This window comes from Nocardioides sp. AX2bis (assembly GCF_902506435.1).
Taxonomy (GTDB): domain Bacteria; phylum Actinomycetota; class Actinomycetes; order Propionibacteriales; family Nocardioidaceae; genus Nocardioides.
This window is the reverse complement of sequence record NZ_LR733215.1, coordinates 1,939,525-1,965,661: the sequence shown is the minus strand read 5'-3', so window position 1 is coordinate 1,965,661 and position 26,137 is coordinate 1,939,525. Positions and strand designations below refer to the sequence as shown.

Sequence of the window (26,137 nt, the reverse complement as noted above, 5' to 3'; positions counted from 1 at the left end):
GTGGAGACCACCACCGTCGCCGGCTCCGCCGGCCTGGGCACGCTGCTGCGCGCCGCGCTCCCCTCGCTGCCGGTCGTGGGCGGCCTGCCCGGCGTCCGCAAGGCCTCGCCGGCCGGCTTCGAGGGCCTGTCCTACGACCGCCCGCCGGTCACCGTGCGGCGCGAGGACGTGGACACCTACGCCCGGGTCTGCGGCTTCCCGGTCAAGGACACCGTCCCGCTGACCTACCCGCACCTGCTGGCGTTCGGGCTGCACATGGCGATCATGACCGACCCGGCCTTCCCGGCCCCCGCGGTCGGGATGGTGCACGTCGAGAACAGCATCACCCGGCACCGTCAGATCCCCGTCGGGAGCCGCCTCGAGGTCGGCACCCGGGTCGGCCCGCCCGGACCGCACCCCAAGGGCACGACCTACACCTTCGCCACCGAGGTGCGCGACGACGACGGCCTGGCCTGGGAGAGCACGTCGACCTACCTGCGCCGCGGCCGCGGGGACGACACGGCGCCGGGCGGCACGTCGTTTCCCGACGCGCCCCCGACCGGGACGGTCTGGCGCCTGCCGGCCGACCTCGGGCGGACGTACGCCGCCGTCTCGGGCGACCACAACCCGATCCACCTCTACCCGCTGACCGCCAAGGCGCTCGGCTTCCCGCGCCAGATCGCGCACGGGATGTGGACCAAGGCCCGCTGCGTGGCGGCGCTGGAGAACCGGCTGCCCGACGCCGTCCGGGTCGAGGTCGCCTTCAAGAAGCCGGTGCTCCTGCCCGGCAAGGTCGCCTTCGGGTCGGCCTCCCTGGAGGACGGGTACGCCTTCTCGCTCACCAGCCCCGGCAGCCGCGCGCCCCACCTGGCCGGACAGACCACCTCGCTCTGACCCGTCCAACCCTCAGCCTGAGGCTGAGGGTGAGACCACGGCGCGGCGGCGACCGAACGACGCGATCGTCGCCGCGCCGAGGAGCGTCAGCCCGGCCGAGGCCAGGATCGCGGTGTCGAAGCCGACCGTGACGTCCTCGGGGATCTGCGCGACGGTCGCGAAGAGCGTGATCCCGCACGCCGCACCCAGGTAGCGCGCGGTGTTGTTGGCGCCCGAGCCCATGGCGGCCCGGTCCGGCGGCACGCTGGCGACCGCCTCGCGCCCGAGGGTGGCGTTCAGGGCGCCGGTGGCGACACCGGCCACCACCATGGCGCCGGTCAGCTGCCACAGCGCCGAGCCGGCGCTGACGCCCAGGCACAGCAGCTGCCCGAGGGCCACGCCGAGCAGGAGCACCGCGATCGCGCGGGGGCCGCTCGGCGCGACCCTCAGCCGCGGCAGCAGCACGGAGGCGGCGACGCTGGTGATCGACCAGCCCAGGACGGGCACCGTGGCCACGGCGAGCCCGCGGTCGAGGCCGGCGTCGACCAGCGTCGGCAGGTAGGACGTGGTCCCGATGATGCCGAGGCCCAGCACCAGCGAGCCCGTGGTCGCGGCCCGGAACCGGGGGTCGCGCAGCAGCACCGGGTCGAGCAGCGGCGCGGGGACCCGCCGCTCGACGGCCAGGAACCCGAGCAGGGCGGCGAGGGCGACCACCGCGAGCACCCCGGTCAACGGGTCGACCCCGCCCCGGCCCTGGGTCAGGGCCGCGACGAGCGCCGTCGCGGCCAGGCTGAGCAGCGCCAGTCCCGCGAGGTCGACCCGACCGTGCACGCCCGGGGGCGCCGGCATCCCCCGCCGGCTGGGCACGACGGTGGCCAGCACCACCACGGCGGTCACGGCGTACGTCTCCCGCCACCCGCTGGCCCACGCGGCGTCCAGGTCGAGCGCGAGCGCCAGCAGCGAGCCGGCGGTGATGCCGACGCCGACCGAGGCGCCCCACACGGCGGTGGCCCGGGTCCGGGCCGGGCCGGGCTCGGTGGAGCCGGCCAGCAGCGCCAGGCCGCAGGCCAGGACGGCCGCGCCACCGACGCCCTGCACCACGCGAGCCCCGACGAGCAGCCACGGCTCCCACGCCAGGGCGCAGACCGCGGCCCCGGCGCCCATCAGCACCAGGCCGCCGAGGTAGACCCGGCGGCGGCCCCGGGTGTCACCGGCGACCCCGGCCGCGAGCAGCGCCGCGGCGAGGCCGACGCTCATCGAGCTCAGGATCCAGGCCTGCGCCGCCGGCCCCGCCCCGAGGTCCGGTGCGCTGCGCGCCAGGGTCGCGATCGGGGTCACGTAGGTGACCAGGACCAGCGCGGTGCCGACGGCGACCCAGGTCAGGGTGCGGTCGCGACCGGAGGCCCGAGTTGGTTTGACTTCCGAACTCACCCGGGTGACGCTAGCAGGCGTGAGCGCCCCGAGCACCCCACGCCAGGTCCCGCTGGCCGACCTCGCCGGCCGGCCCTGCCCTGCGGCCGCGGCGCTCGAGCTGGTGGGCGAGCGCTGGTCGCTGCTGGTGGTCCGCGAGCTGCTGCTCGGCGCGCGCCGGTTCACCGACGTCCTGCGCGGCACCGGGGCGCCCCGCGACCGCGTCACCGCGCGGCTGCGGTCGCTGGAGGGGGCCGGGCTGGTGGTGCGGCGCCGCTACCAGGAGTCGCCGCCGCGCGAGGAGTACCTGCTGACCGAGGCCGGGCTGGCGCTGGCGCCGGTCGTGGACGCGCTGATCGCGTGGGGCCGGACGTACGCCGTGGCCCCCGACGACCCGCTGCGCGACCGCTACCGCCGGATCGGGCTCAGCGGTCCCGACGCGGGCGGATGATGCCCTCCTGGGCGACCGTGGCCACCAGGACGCCGTCCGGGGTGAAGACGCGACCGATCGACAGCCCGCGGCCACCCTGCGCCGAGGGCGACCACTGGTCGTAGAGCCACCACTCGTCGACCTTGAACGGCCGGTGGAACCAGATCGTGTGGTCCAGCGAGGCCATCATCACCTGGGTCGGCAGCACCGGGTGCGCGGCCAGCGAGGCGCCGAGCAGGCTGACGTCGCTGGCGAAGGTGAACATCGCCAGGTGCACCGTCGGGTCCGCCGGCAGCTCACCACGCAGCCGCATCCACATCCGGGACTGGGCCGGGTGGGCCGGGTCGCGCTCCAGGCCGTGCTCGGAGCTGCCGAGGAAGCGCATCTCCATCGCGCCCCACTCGTTGTCCAGCGAGTCGACCTCGGTGTTCCCGGCCTTGCGCATCAGGTCCATCATGTCCACGCCGGCCTCGGGCCCCGGCGTGACCGGCATCTGGTCCTGGTGGTCGAAGCCCTCCTCGTGCCGGTGGAAGCTGACGGTCTGGTAGTAGATGACCCGCCCGTGCTGGCGGGCCTCGACCCGGCGGGTCAGGAAGGACCGGCCGTCGCGGATCCGCTCGACGGCGTAGATGATCGGGACGCCGTAGTCGCCGGCCAGCAGGAAGTAGGAGTGCAGCGAGTGCACGCGGTAGCCCTCGTCGACCGAGCGCATCGCCGCGATCAGCGCCTGCGCGGCGACCTGACCGCCGTAGACCCGCTTGCGGCGGGTGACCGGCTGGCTGCCCCGGTGCAGGTCGACGTCGAGGGTCTCGATGTCGAGCAGCCGGACCAGCTCGGCGGTGCGCTCGACGCCCTCGGCCCCGTCGGCCCGGCCGGTGTCGCTCACTGCTCCCCGTCCGGGTGCTCCAGGCCGGCCAGGAACCGCTCGAACTCCTGGCCGATCTCCTCGCCGGTGGGCAGCGGGCGGTCGGAGGCGAGCAGGTTCGAGCCGCTCTCCTCGGCCCGCTCGAAGGCGTCGTACTGCCGTTCGAGCGCCGCGACGACCTCGCCGACCTCCTCGTTCTGGGTCAGGTAGTGGTCGATCTCGGTCTCGCGCTGCTCGGCCTGCGAGCGGAGCGCGTCGAGGGTGATCGTGAGCCGCCCGAGCTTCTCGACCTGCTCCAGCAGCGTCACCGCGGCCTGCGGGTAGTCGAGCTGGGCCAGGTAGTGCGGGACGTGGGCGACGAAGCCGAGCGCGTCGTGGCCCCACTCCCCCAGTCGCACCTCGAGCAGCGCCTGGGCGCTGCCGGGGATCCGCAGCTCGCCGCGCCACGGGCTGGTGCCGGTGACCAGCTCGGGCCGGTTCGCGTGGTGGGTGACGGTGATCGGGCGGGTGTGCGGCACCGCCATCGGCACCGAGCCCATCCCGACCACGCGGGTGACCCCGAACCGCTCGACGACCTCGCGCACCGCCCGCGCGAAGGCCTCCCAGCGGGTGTCGGGCTCGGCGCCGTGCAGGAGCAGGTACGGCGTGCCGCCGCTGTCGTGCAGCAGCCGGACGAGCAGGCGCGGCGCCTCGTAGCCGGCGTAGTGGTCCTGGACGAACGACATCGGGGGCCGGCGGGCGCGGTAGTCGTGCAGCTCGTCGACGTCGAAGGTGGCCACCACCGGGCCGATCGCCGGGTCGGCCCCGGCGGCTCCGGGCCCGTCGAGCGGGCCGCTGTCGGCGGTGCCGGAGGTGTCGGCGTTCGTCTCGGCGACCGGCATGGACGTCACGCCGGCCTCGTCGACGGCGACCAGGTGGCGGGCGGCGAGCGCGGCGGCGTTGCCGGCGTCGAGGAACCCGTCGAGGACCAGGACCATCGTCAGGTCCGAGACGCCCTCGAGCGCGGGGACGTCGTCGACGATGTGGACCAGTCGTGGTGATGTCACCTGCCCACGATAGTTGCCGGACCAGGTCAGCCCGCGTCCGCCTCCGCCGTGCGCCGCCCGAGCCGGCTGTGCTTGCGCCCGTAGACGAAGTAGACGACCACGCCGAGCGCCATCCAGATGCCGAAGCGCTCCCACGTCTCCCCGGTGAGGTTGAGCATCAGGTAGACGCACATCAGCACCGACAGGGTCGCCACGACCGGCGCCAGCGGAGTGCGGAAGGAGCGCGGCAGGTCGGGGCGGGTGCGGCGCAGCACGACCACGCCGATGCTGACCAGGACGAACGCGAACAGCGTCCCGATGTTGACCAGGTCGGCCAGGGTGCTGAGCGGGACGAAGCCGGCGATCGCCGCGACGACCACGCCGGTGGTCATCGTGATCCGCGACGGCGTGCCGTACGTCGGGTGGACCTTGGCGATGCTGCGGGGCAGCAGTCCGTCGCGCGCCATCGCGAAGGCGACCCGGCTCTGGCCGAGCATCAGGATCATCGCGACGACGACCAGGCCGATGCACGCCGCCACCGAGATGACGTCGCCGACCCAGCTGACCCCGGCCGCCTCGAAGGCGGTCGCGAGCGGGGCGGCGTCGTCGGGGTCGATGTCGCGGTAGTCCTGCACGCCGGTGACCACCAGGCTGACGGCGATGTAGAGGACGGTGACGATGGCCAGCGAGCCGAGGATGCCGATCGGGACGTCGCGCTGGGGGTTCCTGGCCTCCTCCGCGGTGGTGGCGACGACGTCGAAGCCGATGAAGGCGAAGAAGACGATCGCGGCGCCGGCGATCACGCCGCCGAGCCCGAACACGGCGGGCTCGACCCCGAGCAGCGAGGTGATCAGCGGCAGGTCGCGGAACCCGCCGCCGGACTCGGCGACGGGCTGGGACTCGGGGATGAACGGGACCCAGTTGGACGGGTCGACCAGCGAGATGCCGATGACGATGACCGCGGCGACGGCGGCGAGCTTGATCGCCACCACGACCTGGTTGAAGCGGCTGGAGAACTTCGTGCCGCGCACCAGCAGGACCGCGACGAGCAGCGCCACCACGACGGCCGGCAGGTTGATCAGCCCGTCCTCGGCGCTGGAGAGCGCGGCGGGCACCTCGAACGCCGTGCCGGCCAGCAGCTGCTGGAGGTAGCCCGAGAAGCTCGTCGAGAGCGCCGCGGCGCCGATCGTGAACTCCAGGACGAGGTCCCAGCCGATGATCCACGCCACCAGCTCGCCCAGGGTGGCGTAGCTGAACGTGTACGCCGACCCCGCCACCGGGACGGTCGAGGCGAACTCGGCGTAGCAGAGCGCGGCGAGACCGCAGGCGACGGCGGCGATCGCGAAGGACAGCGCCAGGGCCGGACCGGAGTTGGTGGCCGCGACCGTGCCGGTCAGCACGAAGATGCCGGCACCGATGACGACACCGACCCCGAAGACCGTGAGGTCGAGCGCGCCGAGGTCCTTGCGCAGCCTGGTCTCGGGGTCGTCGGTGTCGGCGATGGACTGCTCGACGCTCTTGGTCCGGAGCACACCGGTGTCTCTGCTCACCGGGGAACGGTAGGACACGGGAGCGGCGCGCGCGACGACCCGCGCGGGAACGGGACGGTCCGGATCAGGCGGTCGGCTCGACCCGGTCGCGCTCGGCGCTCGCGCCGTCCAGGGCGGAGACGGCCTCCACGATGCCCAGTGCCAGCGCCTGCGGAGTCAGCCCGAGCCGCTCCAGGATGACGCCGCGCTTGGCGTGGCCGAGGAACTCCTGCTCGATGCCGTGCAGCCGGACCGGGGTGGTGACGCCGGCGGCGTTCAGGGTCTGGAGCAGCACCGCACCACAGCCGCCGACGATGCCGTTGTCCTCGATGCTGACGACGAGGCGGTGCTCACGGGCCAGCTCGACGATGGCGGGGTCGACGGGCTTGACCCAGCGCGGGTCGACGACGGTCGCGCCGATGCCCTGGTCGACCAGCCGCTGGGCGACCCCGACGGCGGTGGTGGCCATCGAGCCCACCCCGACCAGGAGCACGTCGCGGGCGCCCTCGCGCACCAGCACGTCGGCGCCGCCGGCCTTGCCGACCGCCTCGAGGTCCTCGGGCGGCGGGCCCTTCGGGTAGCGCACCACGGTGGGGGCGTCGTCGACCTCGACGGCCTCGTCGAGCAGCTCACGCAGCCTGGTCGCGTCGCGGGGGGCGGCCAGGCGCAGCCCCGGCACGACCTGCAGCACCGACATGTCCCACATGCCGTTGTGGCTGGCGCCGTCGTCGCCGGTGACGCCGGAGCGGTCGAGCACGAAGGTGACGCCGCAGCGGTGCAGGGCGACGTCCATGAGGACCTGGTCGAAGGCCCGGTTGAGGAAGGTGGCGTACACCGCGAAGACCGGGTGCATCCCGCCCATCGCCAGGCCGGCGGCCGAGGTGGCGGCGTGCTGCTCGGCGATGCCGACGTCGAAGGTCCGCTCGGGGAAGCGCGCCTGGAACTTGTCGAGGCCGACCGGGTGCACCATCGCGGCGGTCATGGCGACCACGTCGGGCCGACGGCGACCCACCTCGACCATGGCGTCGGCGAAGTGGTCGGTCCAGATCCGTCCCTTGGGAGACTCCTGGCCGGTGTCGACGTCGAAGGGGCCCGGGGAGTGGAACTGGTCGGCCTCGTGCCGCTCGGCGGCGTCGTACCCGAAGCCCTTGCGGGTCAGCGCGTGCACGATGACGGGCCCGTTGAAGCGTTTCGCCTTCGCCAGCGCCTGCTCCATCGCGACGCGGTCGTGACCGTCCACTGGGCCGACGTACTTCAGGCCGAGGTCCTCGAAGAGGCCCTGCGGGGCGAGCGCGTCCTTGAGGCCCTTCTTCATCGCGTGCAGCGCGTCGTAGGCCGCCGCGCCGACGCCGGGGACGGCGGTCAGCCGCTTCTTGACCTGGTCGAGCAGCTGCTCGTAGCGCGGGTCGGTGCGCAGGGAGGTGAGCGCGGTGGCGAGTCCACCGACCGTCGGGGTGTAGGAGCGGCCGTTGTCGTTGACCACCATCACCAGGCGGCTGTCGCCGGCGACCGCGATGTTGTTGAGCGCCTCCCAGGCCATCCCACCGGTCAGCGCGCCGTCGCCGATGACGGCCACGACGTGGCGGTCCTCACCGCGGATCGCGTACGCCTTGGCCAGGCCGTCGGCGTAGGACAGCGCGGTCGAGGCGTGGGAGTTCTCCACGATGTCGTGCGGGGACTCGGACTGGCTGGGGTAGCCCGACAGCCCGCCCTCCTGGCGCAGCCCGGCGAAGTCACCCGCCCGTCCGGTGAGCATCTTGTGCACGTACGCCTGGTGGCCGGTGTCGAAGACGACCCGGTCGCGCGGGGAGTCGAAGACCCGGTGCACGGCGATCGTCAGCTCGACGACGCCGAGGTTGGGGCCGAGGTGCCCCCCGCCGCGGGCGCAGGTGCCGATCAGCAGGTCCCGGATCTCGCTGGCCAGCCCGGTCAGCTGGTCGTCGGAGAGTCCCCGCAGGTCACGAGGGCTCTGTATCGACTGGAGGAGGGACATGTGGCCGAGTTTACGTCCCACCCCGGCCTGTCCGACATCTCCGGAGGGGCCGTCCCCGTCACAGGTGGGATGCTGTCCCGTGCTCACCCGAACCCGCGCCACCGCGGCCCTGCTCACCCTGGCCCTGGCCGCCGCGGCCGCCCCGGCCCTGCCCGGTCCGGCGGTCGCCGACGACGGCGCGGTCGCGGCCTCCCCGCTGGCCGTGACCGGTTACGTCATCCAGTCCGCCCGCTCGGCGGTGGTGACCCGCGACGCGGACGCCCTGACCACGGTGACGGTGGCCGGGGTCGAGATCACCCGCGACGGCGCCTCGGTCGGCACGTCCACGCGGGACGCCCGCCGGCTGCTGCGCACCGCGCAGGGGTCCGGCCTGCGCGCCGAGCTGATCCTGAGCAACTACTCCGAGCGGCTCGGCGGCTTCGACACCCGCGCCGCCGACCGGCTGCTGCGCAGCGCGGAGCACCGCGACCGCGTCGTCGACTCCCTCGTCGACCAGGTGGTGGACCAGGGCTGGGACGGGGTGAACGTCGACCTCGAGGCGCTCCGGACCCGCGACGCGAACGGGCTGGTCGCCCTGCTGCGTGCGCTGTCGGCGCGGCTGCCCGACGACCGCGAGGTGTCGATCGACGTCTCCGCGCGCACCAGCGAGAAGGCCTACCGCGACGCCGGCTACCGGCTCGCCGCGATCGGCGAGGCCGTCGACGTCTTCCAGCTGATGGCCTACGACATGCACGGCCCGACCTGGTCCCGCCCGGGCCCGATCGGCCCCCTGGACTGGCAGCGGAGCGCAGCCGAGGTCGTGCTGGGGGCGGTGCCCGCCGAGAAGCTGGACCTCGGCGTCGCCGGGTACGGCTACCGCTGGACCGGCCGCCTCACCGGCCGCAGCCTGACCGTGGCACAGGCGCGATCGGTCGTCGCGCGGTCCGGCGCCGAGGCACGGTACGACGACGAGGCCGGCGAGTGGACGGCCACGCTGCCGGGCGGCGACGTCCTGTGGTGGTCCGACGGCGCGTCGTACGAGCGCCGCCGGGAGCTGGCCGCCGAGCTGGGGCTGCACGGGCTGGCCCTGTGGCGTCTCGGCTCGGCCGACCGCCTCGTCGGCTGAGGGTCCCTAGGCGAGGTCGCGGGCCTCGGCGACCAGGGCGGCGTACACCGGGTCGGCCAGCAGCAGCGGCAGCGCCTGCGAGGCCAGCGCCGACAGGGGCAGGTCGACCAGCGTCGCCGGGTCGACGAACACGATCCGCCGACCCTCCCGGCAGTCGACGTCCGCGTCGGTGACGGCCGTGGCGGCGAGGTGGACGTGGACCGGGTCCGTGCTCGCGTACCCCTCGTGGAAGACCGCCAGCTCGCGCCACGGCCGCAGCGTCCCCGGCGCCGGCCTCAGCCCCGTCTCCTCCTCCAGCTCGCGGTACGCCGCGGCCAGGACGTCCTCGCCCTCCTCGACGTGGCCGCCCGGCAGACTCCACCGCTCCGGGTCGATCACCGGGTGCTCGTCGCGCTCCTGGAGCAGCAGCCAGCCGCGCGCGTCGACGAGCAGGGCACTGGCGAAGCGGCGCACGGGCGTCTCCTCGGGGGTCGGGTGAGGTGGGTCTCGGAGACCCGAGCGTAGGGGCCCTCTTCACCGGCGGATCTTCTTCAGGACGTACTCGCGGCCTCGGTGCCTGCGCATCTCGTAGGCGGGGTCGTGGGCCTTGCGGTGGTGGTGCCCACACAACGGGAGTGCGTTTCGTAGGTCGGTGGGCCCGCCACGCGACCACTCCAGGAGGTGGTGGAGCTCGCACCACGCGAAGGGCCGCTCGCAGCCGGCGATACCGCAGGTGCGGTGCAGCGCGCGCAGGGCGTAGCCCTGATGGCGGGTGAACCTGCGCCGGGACTTCCCGACGTCCACGGGCATCGAGTCCCCGCCCAGGACCACGGGGAGGTGGCCGGCGTTGCAGGCCAGGCGCCGGATCGAGCGGATGCTGATCGTCTCGCCGGTGGCCAGGGTCCCGGTCCCGACGCCGGCGGCGATCTTGTCGAGGGCTGCGGTGATCAGCAGCCCGATGGTGCTGCCGTGGTCGAAACCCTTCGTGGGCAGGTGCTCGAGGAGCTCGCAGAACCCGGCGCCGATCTTCTCGCCATAGGAGGTGCCGTGCTGGGCGGACTCGTCGGTGATCGGCGTGCCGTCGGTGTCGCGGGTGTGACGCCGCGGGGCGGTGAGCCGCTCGAGGGCGGCTTGCAAGATCCTGCCGTGCAGGGTCGGGATCACGAACGTCCCGCGGAAGGTCCCGTCCCCGCGGTCGTTCAAGCTGAGGTAGCACTCCCGGGCCGCGTTCTCCTCCTCGGCGGCTGCGTCGTCGCCCTCGGCGGTGTCGGCCTCGGTCTTCGACGGGAGCATGTTCGCGAACACCCGCCGTGCCTCGTCGCGCAGCCGGGCCGCGGACATCGGCCGCCCCTTGGTGTTCGTGGGGCAGGACTGACCGGTCGCGGTCAGCACTAGCGATTCCTCCGCTGACGCGATCTGCTCAGCCGTCAACGTCTTGGTGGCGCGTTCGGCGGCGCGGACCAGGACCTTGGCCTGCGAGAGCCGCAGGGTCCCGGCTTCCAGCGCGCGCCGCGTGTGGTGGTACTTGGTCTGAAGCAGCCGGGCGATCCAGAGCCCGCCGCGCAGGACCTCGGTGGGGTCGCCGGTGAGCTTGCCGAGCCAGGCTGCGGGGTCGGTGTCGGCCTCATCGCCCACGGGGCCGTGCTGGCCGCGGTCTCTGGCTTCGGCGAGGACGGCGAGCTTGTAGGCCGCGACCTGGGACTCCAGGGCGGTGATCTCGTGCGCGGCGGTGGTCAGGTCGTCGTTCGACAACGCCGTGGTCGAGACACCCGCCGCCGCACTCACAGCACCGCGGGCCTCGAGCAGCGCACCGGTCACGCGGACCCCCGGACGTACCCGCACCGGACCCGGGCCCCAGGGTGTCTCGCACCCCAGGTCGGTCTCGGCGTGGGCGGTGGTCATGGGTCTACTCAAGCACCGACCGCCGACATCCCTCCCGCTCAGAGGGGGCTTTCCGGCCACGCGAGAGTAACAGTAGAACAAACATTCGCCTATAGGCCGCGGCCGGGCCGGGCGGGGTGTCCGGAAGTGTCATCTCGAGGCGCCGCAAGCGTCACCTCGGCGTCAGAGGCGGGCGGCGAAGCGACGCCCGCGCAGCGCCTCCTCGACCAGGCCCACCGCCCGACGCAGACCCTGCAGCCGGGCCTCCTCGTGCAACCAGGCCTGGACCGCCCCTTCGACCACCGAGGCGTCGACGACCTTGGGCAGGTCGGCGCGGGCCTCGCTCAGGGCCCGGTGGACGGCGTCGCGGCTGGCCTCGACGTGGTGCACGGTGAACCGGGCCAGCACGATCGGTTGCTCGCGGACGGCGCGGTGGCCGCGGTACTCCGGCGGGCACTGGTCGAGCAGCCACACGGTGGCGCTGCGCACCCACTCCGGGGCATCGGGCGGGCGCACCTCCGCGGGCCAGCCGGGTGGCGCGACGGGAGGGTTCACCCGTTGAGCCTACGTCGAACACACGTTCGAACACCAGCCAGCTGTAACCCGCCCTCAGCCGGCCAGGAAGCTGAACCGCACCTCGCGCTCGGTGTTGTCGACGTTCAGGTCGACCAGGCAGACGCTCTGCCAGGTACCGAGCGCCATCCGGCCGCCGAGGACCGGCAGGGAGGCGTACGGCGGGACCAGCGCCGGCATCACGTGCGAGCGGCCGTGGCCCGCGCTGCCGTGGCGGTGGCGCCAGCGGTCGTCGGCCGGGAGCAGGTCCTGCAGCGCGGCGAGGAGGTCGTCGTCGCTGCCGGCGCCCGTCTCGAGCACGGCCAGCCCGGCCGTCGCGTGCGGGACGAAGAGGTGCAGCAGCCCGTCTCCCCCGTCGGCGGCCCCGCCGAGGAAGTCCGCGCAGTCGCGGGTCAGGTCGAGGACGACGTCGCGGTCGCCGGTCCGGTAGGTCCTGGTCTCCGACCTCACTCCTGGTCCAGCGCCTGCTCGAGCCGCTCCACCTTGGCGGTGAGCTGGCCGTCCCAGCCGGGCCGCACGTCGGCTTTGAGGACCAGCGAGACCCGCGGCGAAACCGCGGCCACGGCGTCGACGGCGGCCTTGACCACCGCCATCACCTCGTCCCACTCCCCCTCGATGTTGGTGAACATCGCATTGGTCTCGTGCGGCAGGCCGGAGTCGCGGACGACGCGTACCGCGGCGGCCACGGCCTCGGCCACGCCCCCGCTCTCGTCGGCGGTGGCCGGGCTGATGCTGAAGGCGGCGATCATGTGGTCACGGTAGCCGGGCGCGCCGGACCGAACCCGTCGTCGCGACGCTCCCCGGCCACCTGCAGGCCAGGAAGGTCCCGACGCAGCCGCGCCAACGCGTCACGGGTCTGCGACTTCACCGTGCCCACCGCGATCCCGAGGGCCGCGGCCGTCTCGCGCTCGGTCAGGTCGTCGAAGTAGCGCAGGACCAGCACCGCGCGCTGACGCGGCGCGAGCCGGTCGAGCGCTGCGCGCAGGTCGAGGGCCGCCTCGCTGTCGACACCACTCACCCCACGGTCCGGGAGCGAGGAACGGGACTCCTCGCGCCAGCGCCGTCGCCGCCACCGTGAGACGCACTCGCGGGCCACGATGCGACGCACGTACGGCTCGGGGTCACCGACCAGCCGCGACCAGTGCGGGACGGCCTTCACCAGGGCCACCTGCACGACCTCCTCGGCGTCGTGGTGGTCACCGGTGATCAGCGTGGCGGTACGGACCAGCGAGGGCATTCGGGCGATGACGAACGCCTCGAACGAGGCGCGCGCGTCCGTGCTCAGGTCACGGTCGGACACGACGCCTCCAGAGCAGCACGCCGGCGATGCCGGTCACCAGCGCCACCGCCAGCAGCGCCGCCTCCAGACGGGGGTCCAGCGGCCGCGCAGGGTCGGGGGCGTCGTACGTCGGTGCGGCCAGCGCGTCCTGGGCCAGGACGAGGGGACCGTCAGCGGCGGTGCGCTGCACGACGAGGTCCTCGACGTCGCCCGTGATGATGTCGACCGAGTGGAGCAGCGTCGACGGTTCGGGGTCCTCCGCCGCAACCCGGGCCAGGTCGCTGGCGACCACGTGCCCGTCGTCGCGCCACCCCGCGAGGCCGTTCCAGCCCTGCCCCGCCGTCTCCCGGAGCCGGATCGTCGTGCCGGGCGCGCCGACCTCGCCCACCAGCAGCCTGCCCCGGCGGCCGGTGTCGGAGGTCGCCGTCCCTCCGGCCAGCGCCGCGACGCGCGTGCCGTCCGGGGAGAGGTATGCGGTACCGGTGGTGGGCCGGGAGAACCGCCAGGACATGACAGGGGCATCGGGGTCCTCGGCGTCTCGCAGCCCGAGACGTCGACCCCCGGCCACCAGGCTCCCGTCCCCGCCCGCGGTCAGGCCGTCCAGGTCCGAGACCTCGGGGTGGACCACCTCGGCGCCGGTGGTCGGTGTCCAGGCCACGGCGCCCGACCCGGTCGCCGAGCGTGGGCGGACTGTGTCCCAGGCCATCCAGGTCATCCACAGCACGTCCCCGGACCACGTCAGCTCGGCCGCGTTCACACCGTGCTCGGTCGGCACCGGCCGCCGCACCACGTCGCCCGTGATCGTGTCGTACACCGCGACGCCGGCCAGCACGGGTCCACGACGCACCGGCTCCCCCCGCGTCTGCCCGACGTACCAGTAGGCCACCAGCCGACCGTCGGCCGAGAGGGCCGGCGCCGTCGAGTCGTCGGGACCAGTGGGTGACCCCGGCAGGCCCGGGAGGTCGAGAAACGCATACTCCCCGGTGGCGGCGGAGACGCCCACGACGCCCGGCTCCTCCTCACCCCAGAAGCTCGCGTCCTGCGTGGGGATCACCGCGACCAGCGGTCCGGGCGGGTCGTCGGTGGTCGGGAGCCAGCGGCTCGGCTCGTGGAACGCGTCCGGCAGCGTAAGCTCGAGGGTCCCGCCGGTCGCGGGAAGGTCGGCCGCGCCCGGCACCCTGAGCCAGCCGACCGCCACCACCGCCAGCACCACGGCCGCCGCGCCCCCGCCCACCAGCACCGCCCCCGCTCGCCGGCGGCGGCCGTACCTGCGTCCGCGCTCCCACAACCCCGTCGTGGGCGTGGTGACGGGCTCGCGCAGCGCGAGCTCCTCGAGCTGGTCCTGCAGGGTGGGCACGGGTCCTCCTGGGGCGTCGTCGTCCGCTCTCACCCGTCAGTACGCACCCAGGGTCCCCGACGGAGGGGTCCGCAGACCGACTTCCGATTCAGCCGAGCGCGAGACCGCTGCGCACCAGCAGCACGATCGCGGACGCGGCGCAGACCACGAGCACGGCGGGCCGGACCTTCGCGGCCGGGACCCGCTGCCGCACCCGGCTGCCGAGCAGCGTCCCGACCAGCAGGACGGGCAGCAGGGCGACCGCGACCCAGAAGTGGGTGGCGTCGAGCTGGCCGCCGAGGGCCAGCCCGCCCAGGCTCAGCGCGGAGCCGGTGGTGAAGTAGACCGCCAGCGTCGTACGGATCCGCTGCGGCGGGCTGTGCTGGTAGAGCAGGGCCATCGGCGGGCCGCCCACCGAGCTTGCGGTCCCGGCGAACCCACCGAGCAGACCGGCGCCCAGCAGCGTGCCCCGGTTGAGCGGGACGGTCACCGCGCGCCAGGTGAGCAGGACGGCGGCCAGCACGATCACACCGACCATGACGCCGAGCGCGGCGCCGGAGAGGGCGGCGATCGCGGCCACACCCCCGACGGTGCCGACCACCCGGGTGGGCGCGGTCCAGATCAGCCCACGCCAGTCGATGTCCCCGTGGTCCCGCCAGAGGGTGACCAGGGGCAGCGCCACCGCGAGCCACAGCAGGACGTCCGGCATCAGGTCCGGCGCAACCAGCGTGATCACCGGCGCTCCCACCAGCCCCAGCCCGAGCCCGACGAGGTTCTGCACGACGGCCCCGACGAGGACCGCGCACAGCACGACGGCCAGGACGGTCAGCGGCTCCCCGAGGAGCGTGACCGTCCCGGCCGTCGACGCAGCGATGATCAGGCGTTGCGCAGGTTGCGGAGCACGAACTGCATGATCCCGCCGTTGCGGTAGTAGTTCGCCTCACCGGGGGTGTCGATGCGCACGACGGCGTCGAACTCGACGCTCTCGCCGCCGTCCTTGGCCGCGGTGACCTTGACGGTCTTGGGCGTACGGCCCTCGTTGAGCTCCGTGACGCCGGTGACCGAGAAGGTCTCCTCGCCGGTCAGGCCGAGCGACTCGGCCGACTCACCCTGGGGGTACTGCAGCGGCAGCACGCCCATCCCGATCAGGTTCGAGCGGTGGATGCGCTCGTAGGACTCGGCCACGACGGCCTTGACCCCGAGCAGCGCGGTGCCCTTGGCGGCCCAGTCGCGCGAGGAACCGGAGCCGTACTCCTTGCCGGACAGGACGACCAGCGGGGTGCCGGCCTCGGCGTAGCTCTCCGAGGCCTCGTAGACCGAGGTGACCTCGCCGCCCTGGGCGAAGTCGCGGGTGAACCCGCCCTCCGTGCCCGGTGCGAGCTGGTTGCGCAGGCGGATGTTGGCGAAGGTGCCGCGGATCATGACCTCGTGGTTCCCGCGGCGCGAGCCGTAGGAGTTGAAGTCGCGCTGACCCACGCCGTGGTCGGCGAGGTACGTGCCGGCCGGGCTGTCCTTCTTGATCGCGCCCGCGGGCGAGATGTGGTCGGTGGTGACCGAGTCGCCGAGCTTGAGGAGCACCCGGGCGCCCTCGATGTCGGTGACCGGCTCCGGCTCGGCCGGCATCCCGTCGAAGTAGGGAGGACGCCGCACGTAGGTGGAGTCCTCCTCCCACGCGAAGGTGTCGCCCTCCGGCGTCGGCAGCGACTGCCAGCGCTCGTCGCCGGCGAAGACGTCGGCGTAGTCGGAGGTGAACATGTCCGAGGTGATCGCGGAGGCGATGACCTCCTCCACCTCGGCCGCCGACGGCCAGATGTCCTTCATGAACACGTCGTTGCCGTCGGTGTCCTGACCCAGCGGCTCGGTGAACAGGTCGACGTCCATGGAGCCGGCGAGGGCGTAGGCGACCACCAGCGGCGGGGAGGCCAGGTAGTTCATCTTCACGTCCGGGTTGATCCGGCCCTCGAAGTTCCGGTTGCCCGAGAGCACCGAGACGACGGCGAGGTCGGCGTCCTGGACGGCCTGGCTGACCTCGGGGATGAGCGGGCCGGAGTTGCCGATGCAGGTCGTGCAGCCGTACCCGACGAGGTTGAAGCCCAGCTTGTCGAGGTACGGCGTGAGGCCGGCCTTGTCGTAGTAGTCGCTGACCACCTTGGAACCGGGCGCGAGGGACGTCTTGACCCACGGCTTGCGGTCCAACCCCTTCTCGACGGCCCGCTTGGCCAGCAGGGCCGCACCGATCATCACCGAGGGGTTCGAGGTGTTCGTGCACGACGTGATCGCCGCGATCGTCACCGCGCCGTGGTCCAGGTCGAACTCGGTGCCGTCCTCGAGACGCACGGGCACCGACTTGCTCGGGCGACCGCCGTCCTTGGGGGCCGCGGAGTGGCGCGGCTTGCCGCTGCCGTTGCCCGAGCTGCTGGACGGGGCGTCGCTGGCCGGGAAGGTCTCCTCGAGCGACTCGTCGACCCCGCTGTCGGAGGTCTCCTCCTCGTGCTCGACGTAGTCGGTGAGCGCGCCGCGGAAGGACATCTTGGCGTCGGAGAGCGCGACGCGGTCCTGGGGCCGCTTCGGGCCGGCAAGGGACGGCACGACGGTGGAGACGTCCAGCTCGAGGCGCTCGGAGAAGCGCGGCTCGGCCGACGGGTCGTGCCAGAGGCCCTGCTCCTTGGCGTAGGCCTCGACCAGCGCGACCTCCTCGGGCGTACGGCCGGTCAGCTCGAGGTACTTGGTGGTCTCCTCGTCGAGCGGGAAGACCGCGATCGTCGAGCCGAACTCCGGGCTCATGTTGCCGATCGTGGCGCGGTTGGCCAGCGGCAGCGCGGAGACGCCGGGACCGTAGAACTCGACGAACTTCCCGACGACGCCGTGCTCGCGCAGCATCTCGGTGATCGTCAGCACCAGGTCGGTGGCGGTCGTGCCCTCGGGCAGGTCGCCGTTGAGCTTGAAGCCGACCACGCGCGGGATCAGCATGGAGACGGGCTGGCCGAGCATGGCCGCCTCGGCCTCGATGCCGCCCACGCCCCAGCCGACGACGCCGATGCCGTTGACCATCGTGGTGTGCGAGTCGGTGCCGACACAGGTGTCGGGGTAGGCCAGCGTGGTGCCGTCGGCGTCCTCACGGGCGAACACGACGCGGGCGAGGTGCTCGATGTTGACCTGGTGCACGATGCCGGTGCCCGGGGGGACGACCTTGAAGTCGTCGAAGGCGCCCTGGCCCCACCGCAGGAACTGGTAGCGCTCGCGGTTGCGCTCGTACTCGATCTCCACGTTGCGCTCGAAGGCCTCGGGGGTGCCGAAGACGTCGGCGATGACGGAGTGGTCGATGACCATCTCGGCCGGCGCCAGCGGGTTGATCCGGGAGGCGTCGCCGCCGAGCTCGGTCATCGCCTCGCGCATCGTGGCGAGGTCGACCACGCACGGCACGCCGGTGAAGTCCTGCATGATCACGCGGGCCGGGGTGAACTGGATCTCCTGGCTCGGGTCCGCGTCGGCGTCCCACCCGGCGATCGCCTTGATGTCGTCGGCGGTGATGTTCTCGCCGTCCTCGGTGCGCAGGAGGTTCTCCAGCAGCACCTTGAGGCTGAACGGGAGCGTGTCGACGTCGAGGCCGTCACCCTCCACGGCGTCGAGGCGGAAGATCTCGTAGGACTTCCCGTCCACGTCGAGGGAGCTCTTCGCCCCGAAGCTGTCCTTGCTGGCCATGCCCGTCATCTCCTCTGTCACGTCAACCTGCGTCGCGGGACCCGCGCGCCCATCCTGCCGCCGTCGCCCGGGTGGACGGTAGGAAGGCTGCCCTTACCGCGAGTCACCCGGGGACCACGAAGTCTCTTGATGTCAAGATACATCATCCCTGGGCGAGCTCGGCCACGTCCTGCCACTTCTCCCAGGTGGCGAGACGGCCCTCGTAGTCGGCCTTGGCGAGCGCGAGCGGGGCGCTGCCGAAGAAGACCCGCAGCGGCGGCTCGTCGGCGTCGACGACACGCAGGACGGCCTGCGCCGAGGCGACGGGGTCACCGGGCCCGCTGGTGGCCCGGCTCCTGCGCGCCTCCTGCATCCGCTCGCGGGCGGCCTCGTAGGCCGGGACGACCTCGGAGTGGCTCGCCGAGGACCCGGCCCAGTCGGTCGCGAACCCGCCGGGCTCGATGATCGTGACGTGGACGCCGAACTCCGCGACCTCCTGGGCCAGCGCCTGGCTGAAGCCCTCGAGCGCCCACTTCGAGGCGTGGTACGCGCCGATGCCGGCGAACGCCGTGATCCCACCGATCGAGGACACCTGCAGGATGTGCCCGCTGCCCTGCTCGCGCAGGAACGGCAGCGCCGCCTGGGTGACCCACATCGCGCCGAAGACGTTGGTCTCCATCTGGTCGCGGAAGTCGGCCTCGCTGAGCTCCTCGGTGAAGCCGAAGTGGCCGTAGCCGGCGTTGTTCACGATGACGTCGAGACGGCCGAACGCCTCGTGCGCCTGCGCGACGGCCGCGAAGTCGGCGTCGCGGTCGGTGACGTCGAGCTGGAGCGGGAGGACGGCGTCGCCGTAGCGCTCCACGAGGTCGTCCAGCGTGGAGGTGTCGCGGGCGGTGGCGGCCACGCGGTCGCCGCGCTCGAGGGCGGCGATGCTCCACTCGCGGCCGAAACCGCGGGAGGCACCGGTGATGAACCAGGTCTTGTCGTCAGCCATGCCGCGACGCTAACCCGGCCCGTTGACCCACCGGTCACCCCGGAGTAGGTTCTCGCGCTTGTGCGCTCACCGGTCGGGACCTACCTCCGCCTGGTGCGGGCCGGGTTCCGGGAGCAGTCGGCCTACCTGCTCGCCGCGTTCGGCGGCCTGGTCGCCAACGCCACCTTCGGGCTGCTGAAGGTGGCGATCCTGTTCGCCACCGTCCGGGCCGCCGGCGGGGAGCTGCGGGGCTACGACCTGGCCGAGATGAGCGCCTACATCTGGCTCTCCCAGGGCCTGCTCGGCTCGGTGAACCTGACCGGCCGCACCGACATGGCCGACCGGGTCCGCACCGGTGACGTCGCGGTCGACTTCCTGCGCCCGCTCGACGTCCAGGCGGCCGCGGTCGCCACCGACACCGGCCGCCGGCTCTTCGCCCTGCTCCCCCGCGGCGTGCCGTCGGTGGTGATCGGCGCGCTGCTGGTCGGGATGAGCACCCCCGGGTCCGCGTGGACGTACCTCCTCGGGGCGGTCAGCGTGCTGCTCGGCATCGTGCTGTCCTGCGCCTGCGTCTACCTGCTGGCCGTGGTCGGGTTCTGGATCGTCGAGACCCGCGGCCTGCAGATCCTCTACATGGTCGCCTCGGGCTTCCTGGCCGGGCTGTTCGTGCCGATCAGCCTCTTCCCCGACTGGCTCCACGCGGTCGCGGTGTCGACCCCGTTCCCCTCGATGATGATGTACCCCGTCGACCTGCTCTCCGGGCGCGTCGAGGGCCTCCCGGCGCTGCTGCTCGTCGCGCAGCAGGCCGCCTGGCTGGCCGCCGCCGCGGTCCTGGGACAGGTGCTGACCCGGGCCGGGCGCCGCAGGCTGGAGGTGCAGGGTGGCTGACACCCGCCGGTGGTCGAGGAGCGAGCGTCCGCCCCGGTGGTCGAGGAGCGAGCGCAGGCAGCGGCCGCCCCGGTGGTCGAGGAGCGAGCGCAGGCAGCGGCCGCCCCGGTGGTCGAGGAGCGAGCGCAGCGAGCGTCACGAGACCCTCACCCTGCGCGCGCGCTGGGAGCCGTACCGCGTCGTCCTGGCCTCGCGGATCCGGTCGCAGCGCAGCTACCGCGCCAGCTTCGCCCTCGACCTGGGCAGCTCGCTGCTGGTGGGCCTGGTCGAGCTGGCCGAGGTGGCGGTGCTCTTCCTCGCCGTCGACCGCATCGGCGGGCTCACCCTGGCCCAGGTGGTGCTGGTCTTCGGGATCGCCGACCTGACCTTCAGCCTGGCCGACATGGTGGTGGGGCACTGCGACGAGCTGCCGCGCTTCATCCGTGCCGGCACGCTCGACGTGTTCTACCTGCGACCGCAGCCGCTGCTGCTGCAGCTGGTCACCAGCGACATCTCCCTGCGGCGCCTGGCCCGCGCCTCGGTCGGCGCGGTGGCCCTGGTCGTCGGGCTGGTGCTCAACGACATCACGTGGGGGCCCTCGGCCGTCGCGCTGCTCGTGCTCGCCGTCCTCTCCGGCGCGGCCACGTTCGCGGCGCTGTTCGTGACCGCGGCCGGCCTGCAGTTCTTCCTCGTCAACGGCGCCGAGATGACCAACGCCTTCGTCTACGGGGGCCGGTACGCCGCCGGCCAGCCCGCGTCGGTCTGGCCCCGCGGGCTGCTCGTGGTCTTCGGCTTCGTCTTCCCGATGGCCTTCACCGGCTACCTTCCGGTGGGCACCCTGCTCGACCTCCCCGGCGTGCCCGGGCTGCCGGGGTGGTTGGGCTGGTGCGCCCCGCTGGCTGCGGTGTGGGCGTGGGTGCTGGCCCTGACCTGCTGGCGCTGGGGCGTGCGGCACTACCAAGGAGCAGGCGGATGACGCACGACGGCACCGGCAGCAGCGAGCCGATCATCGAGACCACCGGCCTGACCCGTGACTTCCGGGTCCGCGACGGGCTGCGCCGGCGGACGGTCCGCGCCGTCGACGACCTGACCCTGCGGGTCTCCCCCGGCGAGGCCGTCGGCTACATCGGGGCCAACGGCGCCGGCAAGTCGACGACCATCAAGATGCTGACCGGGATCCTGGTGCCGACCTCCGGCGAGGTCCGCACCTGCGGGTGTCGGCCCGTGCCCGACCGTCGACGGCTGGCCGGCGAGGTCGGGGTCGTGTTCGGGCAGCGCTCGCAGCTGTGGTGGGACCTGCCGGTGCGGGAGTCGTTCTCGCTGCTCGCCGCCATCCACCGACGTCCGCCCGCCGACGCGCGGGCCCGGACCGACGAGCTGGTCGAGCGTCTCGAGATGGCCGAGATCCTCGGCACCCCGGTGCGCCAGCTGTCGCTGGGCCAGCGGATGCGGGCCGAGGTCGCCGCAGCCCTGCTGCACCGCCCGCGCCTGGTGATCCTGGACGAGCCCACGATCGGGCTCGACGTGCTCTCCAAGCAGCGCCTGCGCGAGTTCCTGGTCGAGGAGCGGGCCACCCACGGCACGACCCTGCTGCTGACCACGCACGACATGGGCGACGTGGAGCGGCTGTGCGACCGGGTGGTGCTGGTCGACCGCGGCCGGCTCGTCTTCGACGGCGACCTGGCCGGCCTGGGCCGCACCGTCGGGGCCGAGCGGGTGCTGGTCGTCGACCTCGCCGAGCCTGTTGCGGACCTCACCGACGTGCCGGACACCCGCCACCTCGGCAGCGAGGGCCACGGCCTGCGTCAGCGGCTGGCCTTCGACGCCCAGCGCACCACCGCGGCGCGGGTGCTCGCCGCGGTCTCCACCCGCGTCGAGGTGGTCGACCTCTCGGTCGAGGAGCCGCGGGTCGAGGACGTCGTCCGCAAGGTCTATGCCGCGCGCCGCTGAGGCCGGGACGGAGCGGTCAGTCGTGGTTCGGGCCGTCGTCCGACCCGTGACCGTGGTGACGGGGCCCGTCGTCGGCGCCGTGACGCTGGTGGTTCGGGCCGTCGTCCGACCCGTGACCGTGGTGACGGGGCCCGTCGTCGGCGCCGTGACGCTGGTGGTTCGGGCCGTCGTCCGACCCGTGACCGTGGTGACGGGGGCCGTCGTCGGACCCGTGATGGCCGTGGTGGGGGCCGTCGTCGGCGCCGTTGCTGGCGAAGGCGGTGGCCGGGGCGAGGGCGATCAGGACAGCGGCGCTGCCGGCGGCGAGGGTGCGGCGGACGTTCATGGGGTACCTCCAGGGGACGGGTTGTTCGGACGTGCCGAGCCTCGTGCAGACGGGGTACCACCCGACAGCGGACATCTGGGCTGGTACCCCGTACCGGCACGCACCCGGAGGTCGTCCCGCTCGTGGCGCTGGGCGCCGCGAACCCATCACCCCAGGTCGGAGCCGACCTTCTCCAGCAGCGCCACGCACTCGACGTGGTGCGTCATCGGGAACAGGTCGAGGGCGCGGAGGCTGCGCAGCTCGTAGCCGAGCTCGGCGAAGGTGGCGACGTCGCGGGCCAGCGCGGCGGGGTCGCAGGCGACGTACGCGACCGCGCGGGGGCCGCGGGCGACGACCTGTTCGACCACGGGGCGCCGCGCGCCGGTGCGCGGGGGGTCCAGGACGACCAGGTCGACCTCGGGCGCCACGCCGGCGCCGAGCACCTGCTCGACCGGCCCGGCGTGGACCTCGGCGCCCGGCACGTTCTCGGCCGACAGGCTCGCCGCCTCGGCGTCGGCCTCGACCAGGCTCACCAGCTCGGTGTCGCCGACCGCGTCGGCCAGGAAGCGGCCGAACAGGCCGACCCCGGCGTACAGGTCGAGCGCGCGCTCGCCCGAGCGCGGCGCCAGCGCGGCCAGGACCGACTCCACCAGCACGCCCGGGGCGCCCGGGTGGACCTGCCAGAAGCCGCCGTCGGCCACGGCGAAGGTGTGCGGCCCGACGTCGTACGACGGGGGCCGGTGCGCGTCGAGCAGGCAGTCGTCCACCTCGACGACCTCGTGGGAGCGGTGCACGCGCATCCCCTGGCGTCCTCCGGGCAGGTCGACGTAGTGGTGCCGCGTGCGCCAGCGCAGGCCCTCGTCGTCCCCGGGCACCGCCTCGACGGTGACGTCCACGTCGAGCCCGGCCAGGCGCGCCAGCTGCTCCCGCACGACGGCCGCCTTCAGGTCACGCTGCGCCGGCAGCGCCACGTGCTGGAGGTCGCAACCGCCGCACAGGCCCGGGCCGGCGTACGGGCAGGGCGCCTCCACCCGGTCGGCGGACGGCGTGCGGACCTCGACGGCGTCACCGCGCCAGAACCGGTCCCCGTCGGAGCCCTCGGTGACCACCAGGACCACCTGCTCGCCGGGCAGTGCGTGGCGCACGAAGACCACCCGGCCGGCGTCCTCGCCCGCACGCGCGTCGAGCCGGGCCACGCAGTGACCGCCGTGGGCGACCGGGCCGACCTCGGCCTCGAACCGCTCCCCCACCCGCACCCGCCCCTTGGGCGTGCGGGCCCGTGCGGGTCGGGCGCCCGTACGGGTCCCGGGGCGACGCCCGCGGCGACGGTCCGGCGCGCTCATCGGCGCGACGGCTCGTCGGCGCGGCCGCGGCGGAGGTCGCCGGGCTGGACACGCTTGCCCTCGCGCATGACCTTCTCCTTCGCGATCCGCGACGAGCGGAGCTGGTAGGGCACCGAGATGACCATGACGCCGGGGGCGAACAGCAGCCGACCCTTGAGCCGCAGCGCGGTCTGGTTGTGGAGCAGCTGCTCCCACCAGCGGCCCACGACGTACTCGGGGATGTAGACCGCGACCACGCCACGCGGGTTGGCCCGACGGATCTCGGTGGCGTACTCGACGATCGGCTTGACCAGCTCGCGGTAGGGCGAGTGCAGCACCTTCAGCGGGACGCCGAAGTTGCGCTGCTCCCACGCGGCGAGCAGCCTCGCGGTGTCCCGGGCGTCGCTGGAGACGTAGACGCCCTCCAGGACGTTGGGCCGGGTGGCCTTGGCGAAGGCCAGGGCGCGCAGCGTGGGCTTGTGCAGCTTCGAGACCAGGACGATCGCGTGCACCCGCGTGGGCAGGACCTTGTCGGTCTCCTCGGCGGCCAGCTCCTCCTCGACGCTGTCGTAGTGGCTGCGGATCTTGCGCATCAGGGCGAAGAAGAACCCCATCGCCAGGATCGTGATCCAGGCGCCCTCGAGGAACTTGGTGATCAGGATGATCACCAGGACGACCGCGGTCAGGCTGAGCCCAACGGTGTTGATCGCCCGGGAGCGCATCATCCGGCGGCGGGCGGCGGGGTCGCGCTCGGAGCGCAGCAGGCGCGTCCAGTGCCGGATCATGCCGAGCTGGCTGAGGTTGAAGGAGACGAAGACGCCGACGATGTAGAGCTGGATCAGCCGGGTGGGCTGGGCGTCGAAGGCGAGGATCAGCACGATCGCCATGGCGGCCAGGAAGACGATGCCGTTGGAGAACGCCAGCCGGTCACCGCGCGAGCCGAGCGCGCGGGGGGCGAACCCGTCCTGGGCCAGGATCGAGCCGAGCACCGGGAAGCCGTTGAAGGCGGTGTTGGCGGCCAGGACCAGGATCAACCCGGTCATCACCACCACGAAGTAGAAGCCCGGCGGGAAGTCGCGGAAGATGCCCTCGGCGATCTGGGCCATCAGCGCGTCCTGGCGGAAGCCCTCGGGGACGGGGGTGCCGTCGGCCTGGATCAACCGGTCGATCTCGGTCGGGTCGACGTAGCGCACGCCCATCTGCTGGGCCAGCACGATGACGCTCATCATCATCGTGACCGCGATCAGGCCGAGCAGCAGCAGCGTGGTCGCCGCGTTGCGGCTCTTGGGCTTGCGGAAGGCCGGGACCCCGTTGCTGATCGCCTCGACGCCGGTCAGGGCCGCGCAGCCCGACGAGAACGCCCGGGCCAGCAGGATCAGCAGCCCCATCGTGGTCAGCGCGCCGTCGAAGCCGGGGTCGGGGAGGATCGTGAACTCGGCGCTCGAGACCTGCGGCAGGTTGCCGGTGATCAGCTGCAGCAGGCCGATCCCGCACATGCCGAGCACCGCGACCATGAACAGGTAGGTCGGCACCGCGAAGAGCGCACCCGACTCGCGGATCCCCCGCAGGTTCAGCGCCATCAGGATGACCACCATCGCGCTGGCCGCCAGCGGCTCGTGCCCGGCGAGGAACGGCAGCGCCGCGGCGGCGTACTGCGCCCCCGAGGAGATGGAGACCGCCACCGTCAGCACGTAGTCGACCAGCAGCGCGGCGGCCACCGTGGTGCCGGCGTTGCGTCCCAGGTTGACGCTGGCGACCTCGTAGTCGCCACCACCACTGGGGTAGGCGTGCACCGTCTGGCGGTAGGAGGCGACCACCGCGGTCATGATGATCGCGACCGCGATGCCGACCTTCCACGACCACGTGTAGGCCGAGACGCCGGCCAGGGACAGCATGATGAAGATCTCGTCGGGGGCGTAGGCCACCGAGGAGAGGGCGTCGCTGGCGAAGACCGGCAGCGCGATCTTCTTGGGCAGCAGGGTCTCGCCGAGCTGGGAGCTGCGCAGCTTGCGTCCCAGGAGGATGCGCTTGGACACGTCGCGGACACCCACGGTCGGGAAGAGTACGGCACCGCGTCCCGCCCCGGCGCCGCGCGGGATACGGTGCACGCGTGCATGTCGTGATCATGGGTTGTGGCCGGGTCGGCTCGACCCTGGCGCGCAGCCTCGAGGACCGGAACCACACCGTCGCCGTCATCGACAGCGAGCCGGACGCGTTCCGACGCCTCGGCCCGGGGTTCAACGGCGACAAGGTCGCGGGGATGGGCTTCGACCAGGAGGTCCTGGAGAAGGCCGGCATCCGACGCGCCGACGCGTTCGCGGCCGTCAGCTCCGGCGACAACTCCAACATCATCGCCGCCCGGGTGGCCCGCGAGACCTTCGGGATCGAGCAGGTCGTGGCCCGGATCTACGACCCCGGCCGCGCCGAGGTCTACCAGCGCCTGGGCATCACCACCGTCGCCACGGTCAAGTGGACCGCCGACCAGGTGCTGCGGCGGCTGGTGCCTGCGGGCGCCGAGCCGGACTTCCGCGACCCCTCCGGCACGATCCGCGTCGACCACGTCCCGGTGCCCGAGACCTGGGTCGGCACCCGCACCCGCGACCTGGAGGAGCAGTCCCGCTCCCGGATCGCGTGGCTGGACCGGCTGGGCGAGGGCGTCCTGCCCACGTCGGAGTCGGTCGTCCAGGAGGGCGACCTGCTCCACCTCGTGATCCGCGAGGAGAACGCCCAGCACGCCTACCGCGTCATCGAGCGCGGACCCGAGCAGGAGTGAGGAACCAGCC

The 26,137-nt window shown here is 73.2% G+C and carries 25 protein-coding genes; 7 read left to right on the top strand and 18 right to left on the bottom strand.

The window, feature by feature from the left end; all coding sequences use genetic code 11:
• Positions 1-873, top strand: coding sequence for a MaoC family dehydratase (locus GV155_RS09365; RefSeq protein WP_160007367.1), 873 nt, complete (start codon positions 1-3; stop codon positions 871-873).
• 12 nt (positions 874-885) lie between these two features.
• On the opposite strand, the gene GV155_RS09360 is transcribed toward GV155_RS09365, so the two are convergent.
• Positions 886-2,283, bottom strand: coding sequence for an MFS transporter (locus GV155_RS09360; RefSeq protein ID WP_160007365.1), 1,398 nt, complete (start codon positions 2,281-2,283; stop codon positions 886-888).
• A 19-nt stretch (positions 2,284-2,302) separates the two neighbouring features.
• Here GV155_RS09360 and GV155_RS09355 point away from each other — a divergent pair, with 19 nt between their 5' ends.
• Positions 2,303-2,713, top strand: coding sequence for a winged helix-turn-helix transcriptional regulator (locus GV155_RS09355; protein ID WP_236554223.1), 411 nt, complete (start codon positions 2,303-2,305; stop codon positions 2,711-2,713).
• On the opposite strand, the gene GV155_RS09350 is transcribed toward GV155_RS09355, so the two are convergent.
• From GV155_RS09350 to dxs, 4 genes are all read right to left on the bottom strand, one after another.
• Complete coding sequence (locus tag GV155_RS09350) at positions 2,688-3,578, bottom strand: acyl-CoA thioesterase (RefSeq protein WP_160007363.1); 891 nt, start codon at positions 3,576-3,578, stop codon at positions 2,688-2,690. The two genes, GV155_RS09355 and GV155_RS09350, sit on opposite strands and share 26 nt — an antisense overlap.
• Positions 3,575-4,603, bottom strand: coding sequence for a proteasome assembly chaperone family protein (locus tag GV155_RS09345; protein WP_236554222.1), 1,029 nt, complete (start codon positions 4,601-4,603; stop codon positions 3,575-3,577). The genes GV155_RS09350 and GV155_RS09345 overlap by 4 nt, the downstream gene beginning before the upstream one ends.
• A 26-nt stretch (positions 4,604-4,629) precedes the next feature.
• Complete coding sequence (locus GV155_RS09335) at positions 4,630-6,132, bottom strand: amino acid permease (RefSeq protein WP_160007361.1); 1,503 nt, start codon at positions 6,130-6,132, stop codon at positions 4,630-4,632.
• A 64-nt stretch (positions 6,133-6,196) separates the two neighbouring features.
• Positions 6,197-8,104 carry a 1-deoxy-D-xylulose-5-phosphate synthase gene (dxs, locus tag GV155_RS09330; RefSeq protein ID WP_160007359.1) on the bottom strand — a complete coding sequence of 636 codons (1,908 nt, stop codon included), beginning with the start codon at positions 8,102-8,104 and terminating at the stop codon, positions 6,197-6,199.
• Positions 8,105-8,183: 79 nt separating this feature from the next.
• Here dxs and GV155_RS09325 point away from each other — a divergent pair, with 79 nt between their 5' ends.
• Positions 8,184-9,209, top strand: coding sequence for a glycosyl hydrolase family 18 protein (locus tag GV155_RS09325; protein ID WP_160007357.1), 1,026 nt, complete (start codon positions 8,184-8,186; stop codon positions 9,207-9,209).
• Positions 9,210-9,215: 6 nt separating this feature from the next.
• Here the strand turns inward: GV155_RS09325 and GV155_RS09320 are convergent, their stop codons facing one another.
• The 10 genes from GV155_RS09320 to GV155_RS09275 form a co-directional block, all read right to left on the bottom strand.
• Positions 9,216-9,662, bottom strand: a complete 447-nt coding sequence (locus GV155_RS09320) for an NUDIX domain-containing protein (RefSeq protein ID WP_160007355.1) — start codon at positions 9,660-9,662, stop codon at positions 9,216-9,218.
• A 60-nt stretch (positions 9,663-9,722) separates the two neighbouring features.
• On the bottom strand, positions 9,723-11,090 hold the full coding sequence (locus tag GV155_RS09315; protein WP_160007353.1) for an HNH endonuclease signature motif containing protein: 1,368 nt from the start codon (positions 11,088-11,090) through the stop codon (positions 9,723-9,725).
• Positions 11,091-11,252: 162 nt separating this feature from the next.
• A complete protein-coding gene (locus tag GV155_RS09310; protein WP_160007351.1) occupies positions 11,253-11,624 on the bottom strand; it encodes a hypothetical protein in 372 nt (123 codons plus the stop codon).
• Between the two features lie 54 nt (positions 11,625-11,678).
• On the bottom strand, positions 11,679-12,092 hold the full coding sequence (locus tag GV155_RS09305; RefSeq protein WP_160007349.1) for a YjbQ family protein: 414 nt from the start codon (positions 12,090-12,092) through the stop codon (positions 11,679-11,681).
• Complete coding sequence (locus GV155_RS09300; RefSeq protein WP_160007347.1) at positions 12,089-12,391, bottom strand: thiamine-binding protein; 303 nt, start codon at positions 12,389-12,391, stop codon at positions 12,089-12,091. The genes GV155_RS09305 and GV155_RS09300 overlap by 4 nt, the downstream gene beginning before the upstream one ends.
• Entirely contained in the window at positions 12,388-12,942 is a 555-nt protein-coding gene (locus GV155_RS09295; protein WP_236554220.1) for a SigE family RNA polymerase sigma factor, read from the bottom strand. The genes GV155_RS09300 and GV155_RS09295 overlap by 4 nt, the downstream gene beginning before the upstream one ends.
• Positions 12,929-14,278, bottom strand: coding sequence for a hypothetical protein (locus GV155_RS09290; protein ID WP_160007345.1), 1,350 nt, complete (start codon positions 14,276-14,278; stop codon positions 12,929-12,931). Before GV155_RS09290 ends, GV155_RS09295 begins: the two co-directional genes overlap by 14 nt.
• A gap of 88 nt (positions 14,279-14,366) precedes the next feature.
• On the bottom strand, positions 14,367-15,068 hold the full coding sequence (locus GV155_RS09285) for a TSUP family transporter (RefSeq protein WP_236554218.1): 702 nt from the start codon (positions 15,066-15,068) through the stop codon (positions 14,367-14,369).
• Positions 15,069-15,133: 65 nt separating this feature from the next.
• The gene (locus GV155_RS09280) at positions 15,134-17,959 is read right to left on the bottom strand and encodes an aconitate hydratase (protein WP_160007343.1); all 2,826 of its coding nucleotides are present in this window, start codon (positions 17,957-17,959) and stop codon (positions 15,134-15,136) included.
• A 142-nt stretch (positions 17,960-18,101) separates the two neighbouring features.
• Complete coding sequence (locus GV155_RS09275) at positions 18,102-18,932, bottom strand: SDR family oxidoreductase (protein WP_160007341.1); 831 nt, start codon at positions 18,930-18,932, stop codon at positions 18,102-18,104.
• A gap of 60 nt (positions 18,933-18,992) precedes the next feature.
• Here GV155_RS09275 and GV155_RS09270 point away from each other — a divergent pair, with 60 nt between their 5' ends.
• Genes GV155_RS09270 through GV155_RS09260 form a run of 3 tightly spaced genes read left to right on the top strand, consistent with a single transcriptional unit; the run spans position 18,993 to position 21,728 of the window.
• Positions 18,993-19,799 (top strand): ABC transporter permease, encoded by an 807-nt coding sequence (locus GV155_RS09270; RefSeq protein ID WP_160007339.1) that lies wholly within the window; start codon positions 18,993-18,995, stop codon positions 19,797-19,799.
• Positions 19,792-20,754: an ABC transporter permease gene (locus tag GV155_RS09265; protein ID WP_236554216.1), complete on the top strand. Its 963-nt coding sequence runs from the start codon at positions 19,792-19,794 to the stop codon at positions 20,752-20,754. The genes GV155_RS09270 and GV155_RS09265 overlap by 8 nt, the downstream gene beginning before the upstream one ends.
• Positions 20,751-21,728, top strand: coding sequence for an ABC transporter ATP-binding protein (locus GV155_RS09260; protein ID WP_160007337.1), 978 nt, complete (start codon positions 20,751-20,753; stop codon positions 21,726-21,728). Before GV155_RS09265 ends, GV155_RS09260 begins: the two co-directional genes overlap by 4 nt.
• A 16-nt stretch (positions 21,729-21,744) precedes the next feature.
• Here the strand turns inward: GV155_RS09260 and GV155_RS09255 are convergent, their stop codons facing one another.
• The 3 genes from GV155_RS09255 to GV155_RS09245 all read right to left on the bottom strand — a co-directional run bounded on the left by GV155_RS09255 (position 21,745) and on the right by GV155_RS09245 (position 25,405).
• On the bottom strand, positions 21,745-22,053 hold the full coding sequence (locus GV155_RS09255; RefSeq protein ID WP_160007335.1) for a hypothetical protein: 309 nt from the start codon (positions 22,051-22,053) through the stop codon (positions 21,745-21,747).
• A 146-nt stretch (positions 22,054-22,199) separates the two neighbouring features.
• On the bottom strand, positions 22,200-23,375 hold the full coding sequence (locus tag GV155_RS09250; RefSeq protein WP_160007333.1) for a class I SAM-dependent RNA methyltransferase: 1,176 nt from the start codon (positions 23,373-23,375) through the stop codon (positions 22,200-22,202).
• The gene (locus tag GV155_RS09245; protein ID WP_160007331.1) at positions 23,372-25,405 is read right to left on the bottom strand and encodes an APC family permease; all 2,034 of its coding nucleotides are present in this window, start codon (positions 25,403-25,405) and stop codon (positions 23,372-23,374) included. The genes GV155_RS09250 and GV155_RS09245 overlap by 4 nt, the downstream gene beginning before the upstream one ends.
• 59 nt (positions 25,406-25,464) lie before the next feature.
• On the opposite strand from GV155_RS09245, the gene GV155_RS09240 reads away from it, so the two are divergent.
• The gene (locus GV155_RS09240) at positions 25,465-26,127 is read left to right on the top strand and encodes a potassium channel family protein (RefSeq protein ID WP_160007329.1); all 663 of its coding nucleotides are present in this window, start codon (positions 25,465-25,467) and stop codon (positions 26,125-26,127) included.
• Positions 26,128-26,137 lie beyond the last annotated feature (10 nt).

Coding starts and splice junctions, on each gene's coding strand:
- dxs (WP_160007359.1), bottom strand. CDS start 8,104: ATGTCCCTCCTCCAGTCGATACAGAGCCCTCGTGACCTGCGGGGACTC.
- GV155_RS09315 (WP_160007353.1), bottom strand. CDS start 11,090: ATGACCACCGCCCACGCCGAGACCGACCTGGGGTGCGAGACACCCTGG.
- GV155_RS09300 (WP_160007347.1), bottom strand. CDS start 12,391: ATGATCGCCGCCTTCAGCATCAGCCCGGCCACCGCCGACGAGAGCGGG.
- GV155_RS09280 (WP_160007343.1), bottom strand. CDS start 17,959: ATGGCCAGCAAGGACAGCTTCGGGGCGAAGAGCTCCCTCGACGTGGAC.
- GV155_RS09275 (WP_160007341.1), bottom strand. CDS start 18,932: ATGGCTGACGACAAGACCTGGTTCATCACCGGTGCCTCCCGCGGTTTC.
- GV155_RS09260 (WP_160007337.1), top strand. CDS start 20,751: ATGACGCACGACGGCACCGGCAGCAGCGAGCCGATCATCGAGACCACC.
- GV155_RS09255 (WP_160007335.1), bottom strand. CDS start 22,053: ATGAACGTCCGCCGCACCCTCGCCGCCGGCAGCGCCGCTGTCCTGATC.
- GV155_RS09250 (WP_160007333.1), bottom strand. CDS start 23,375: ATGAGCGCGCCGGACCGTCGCCGCGGGCGTCGCCCCGGGACCCGTACG.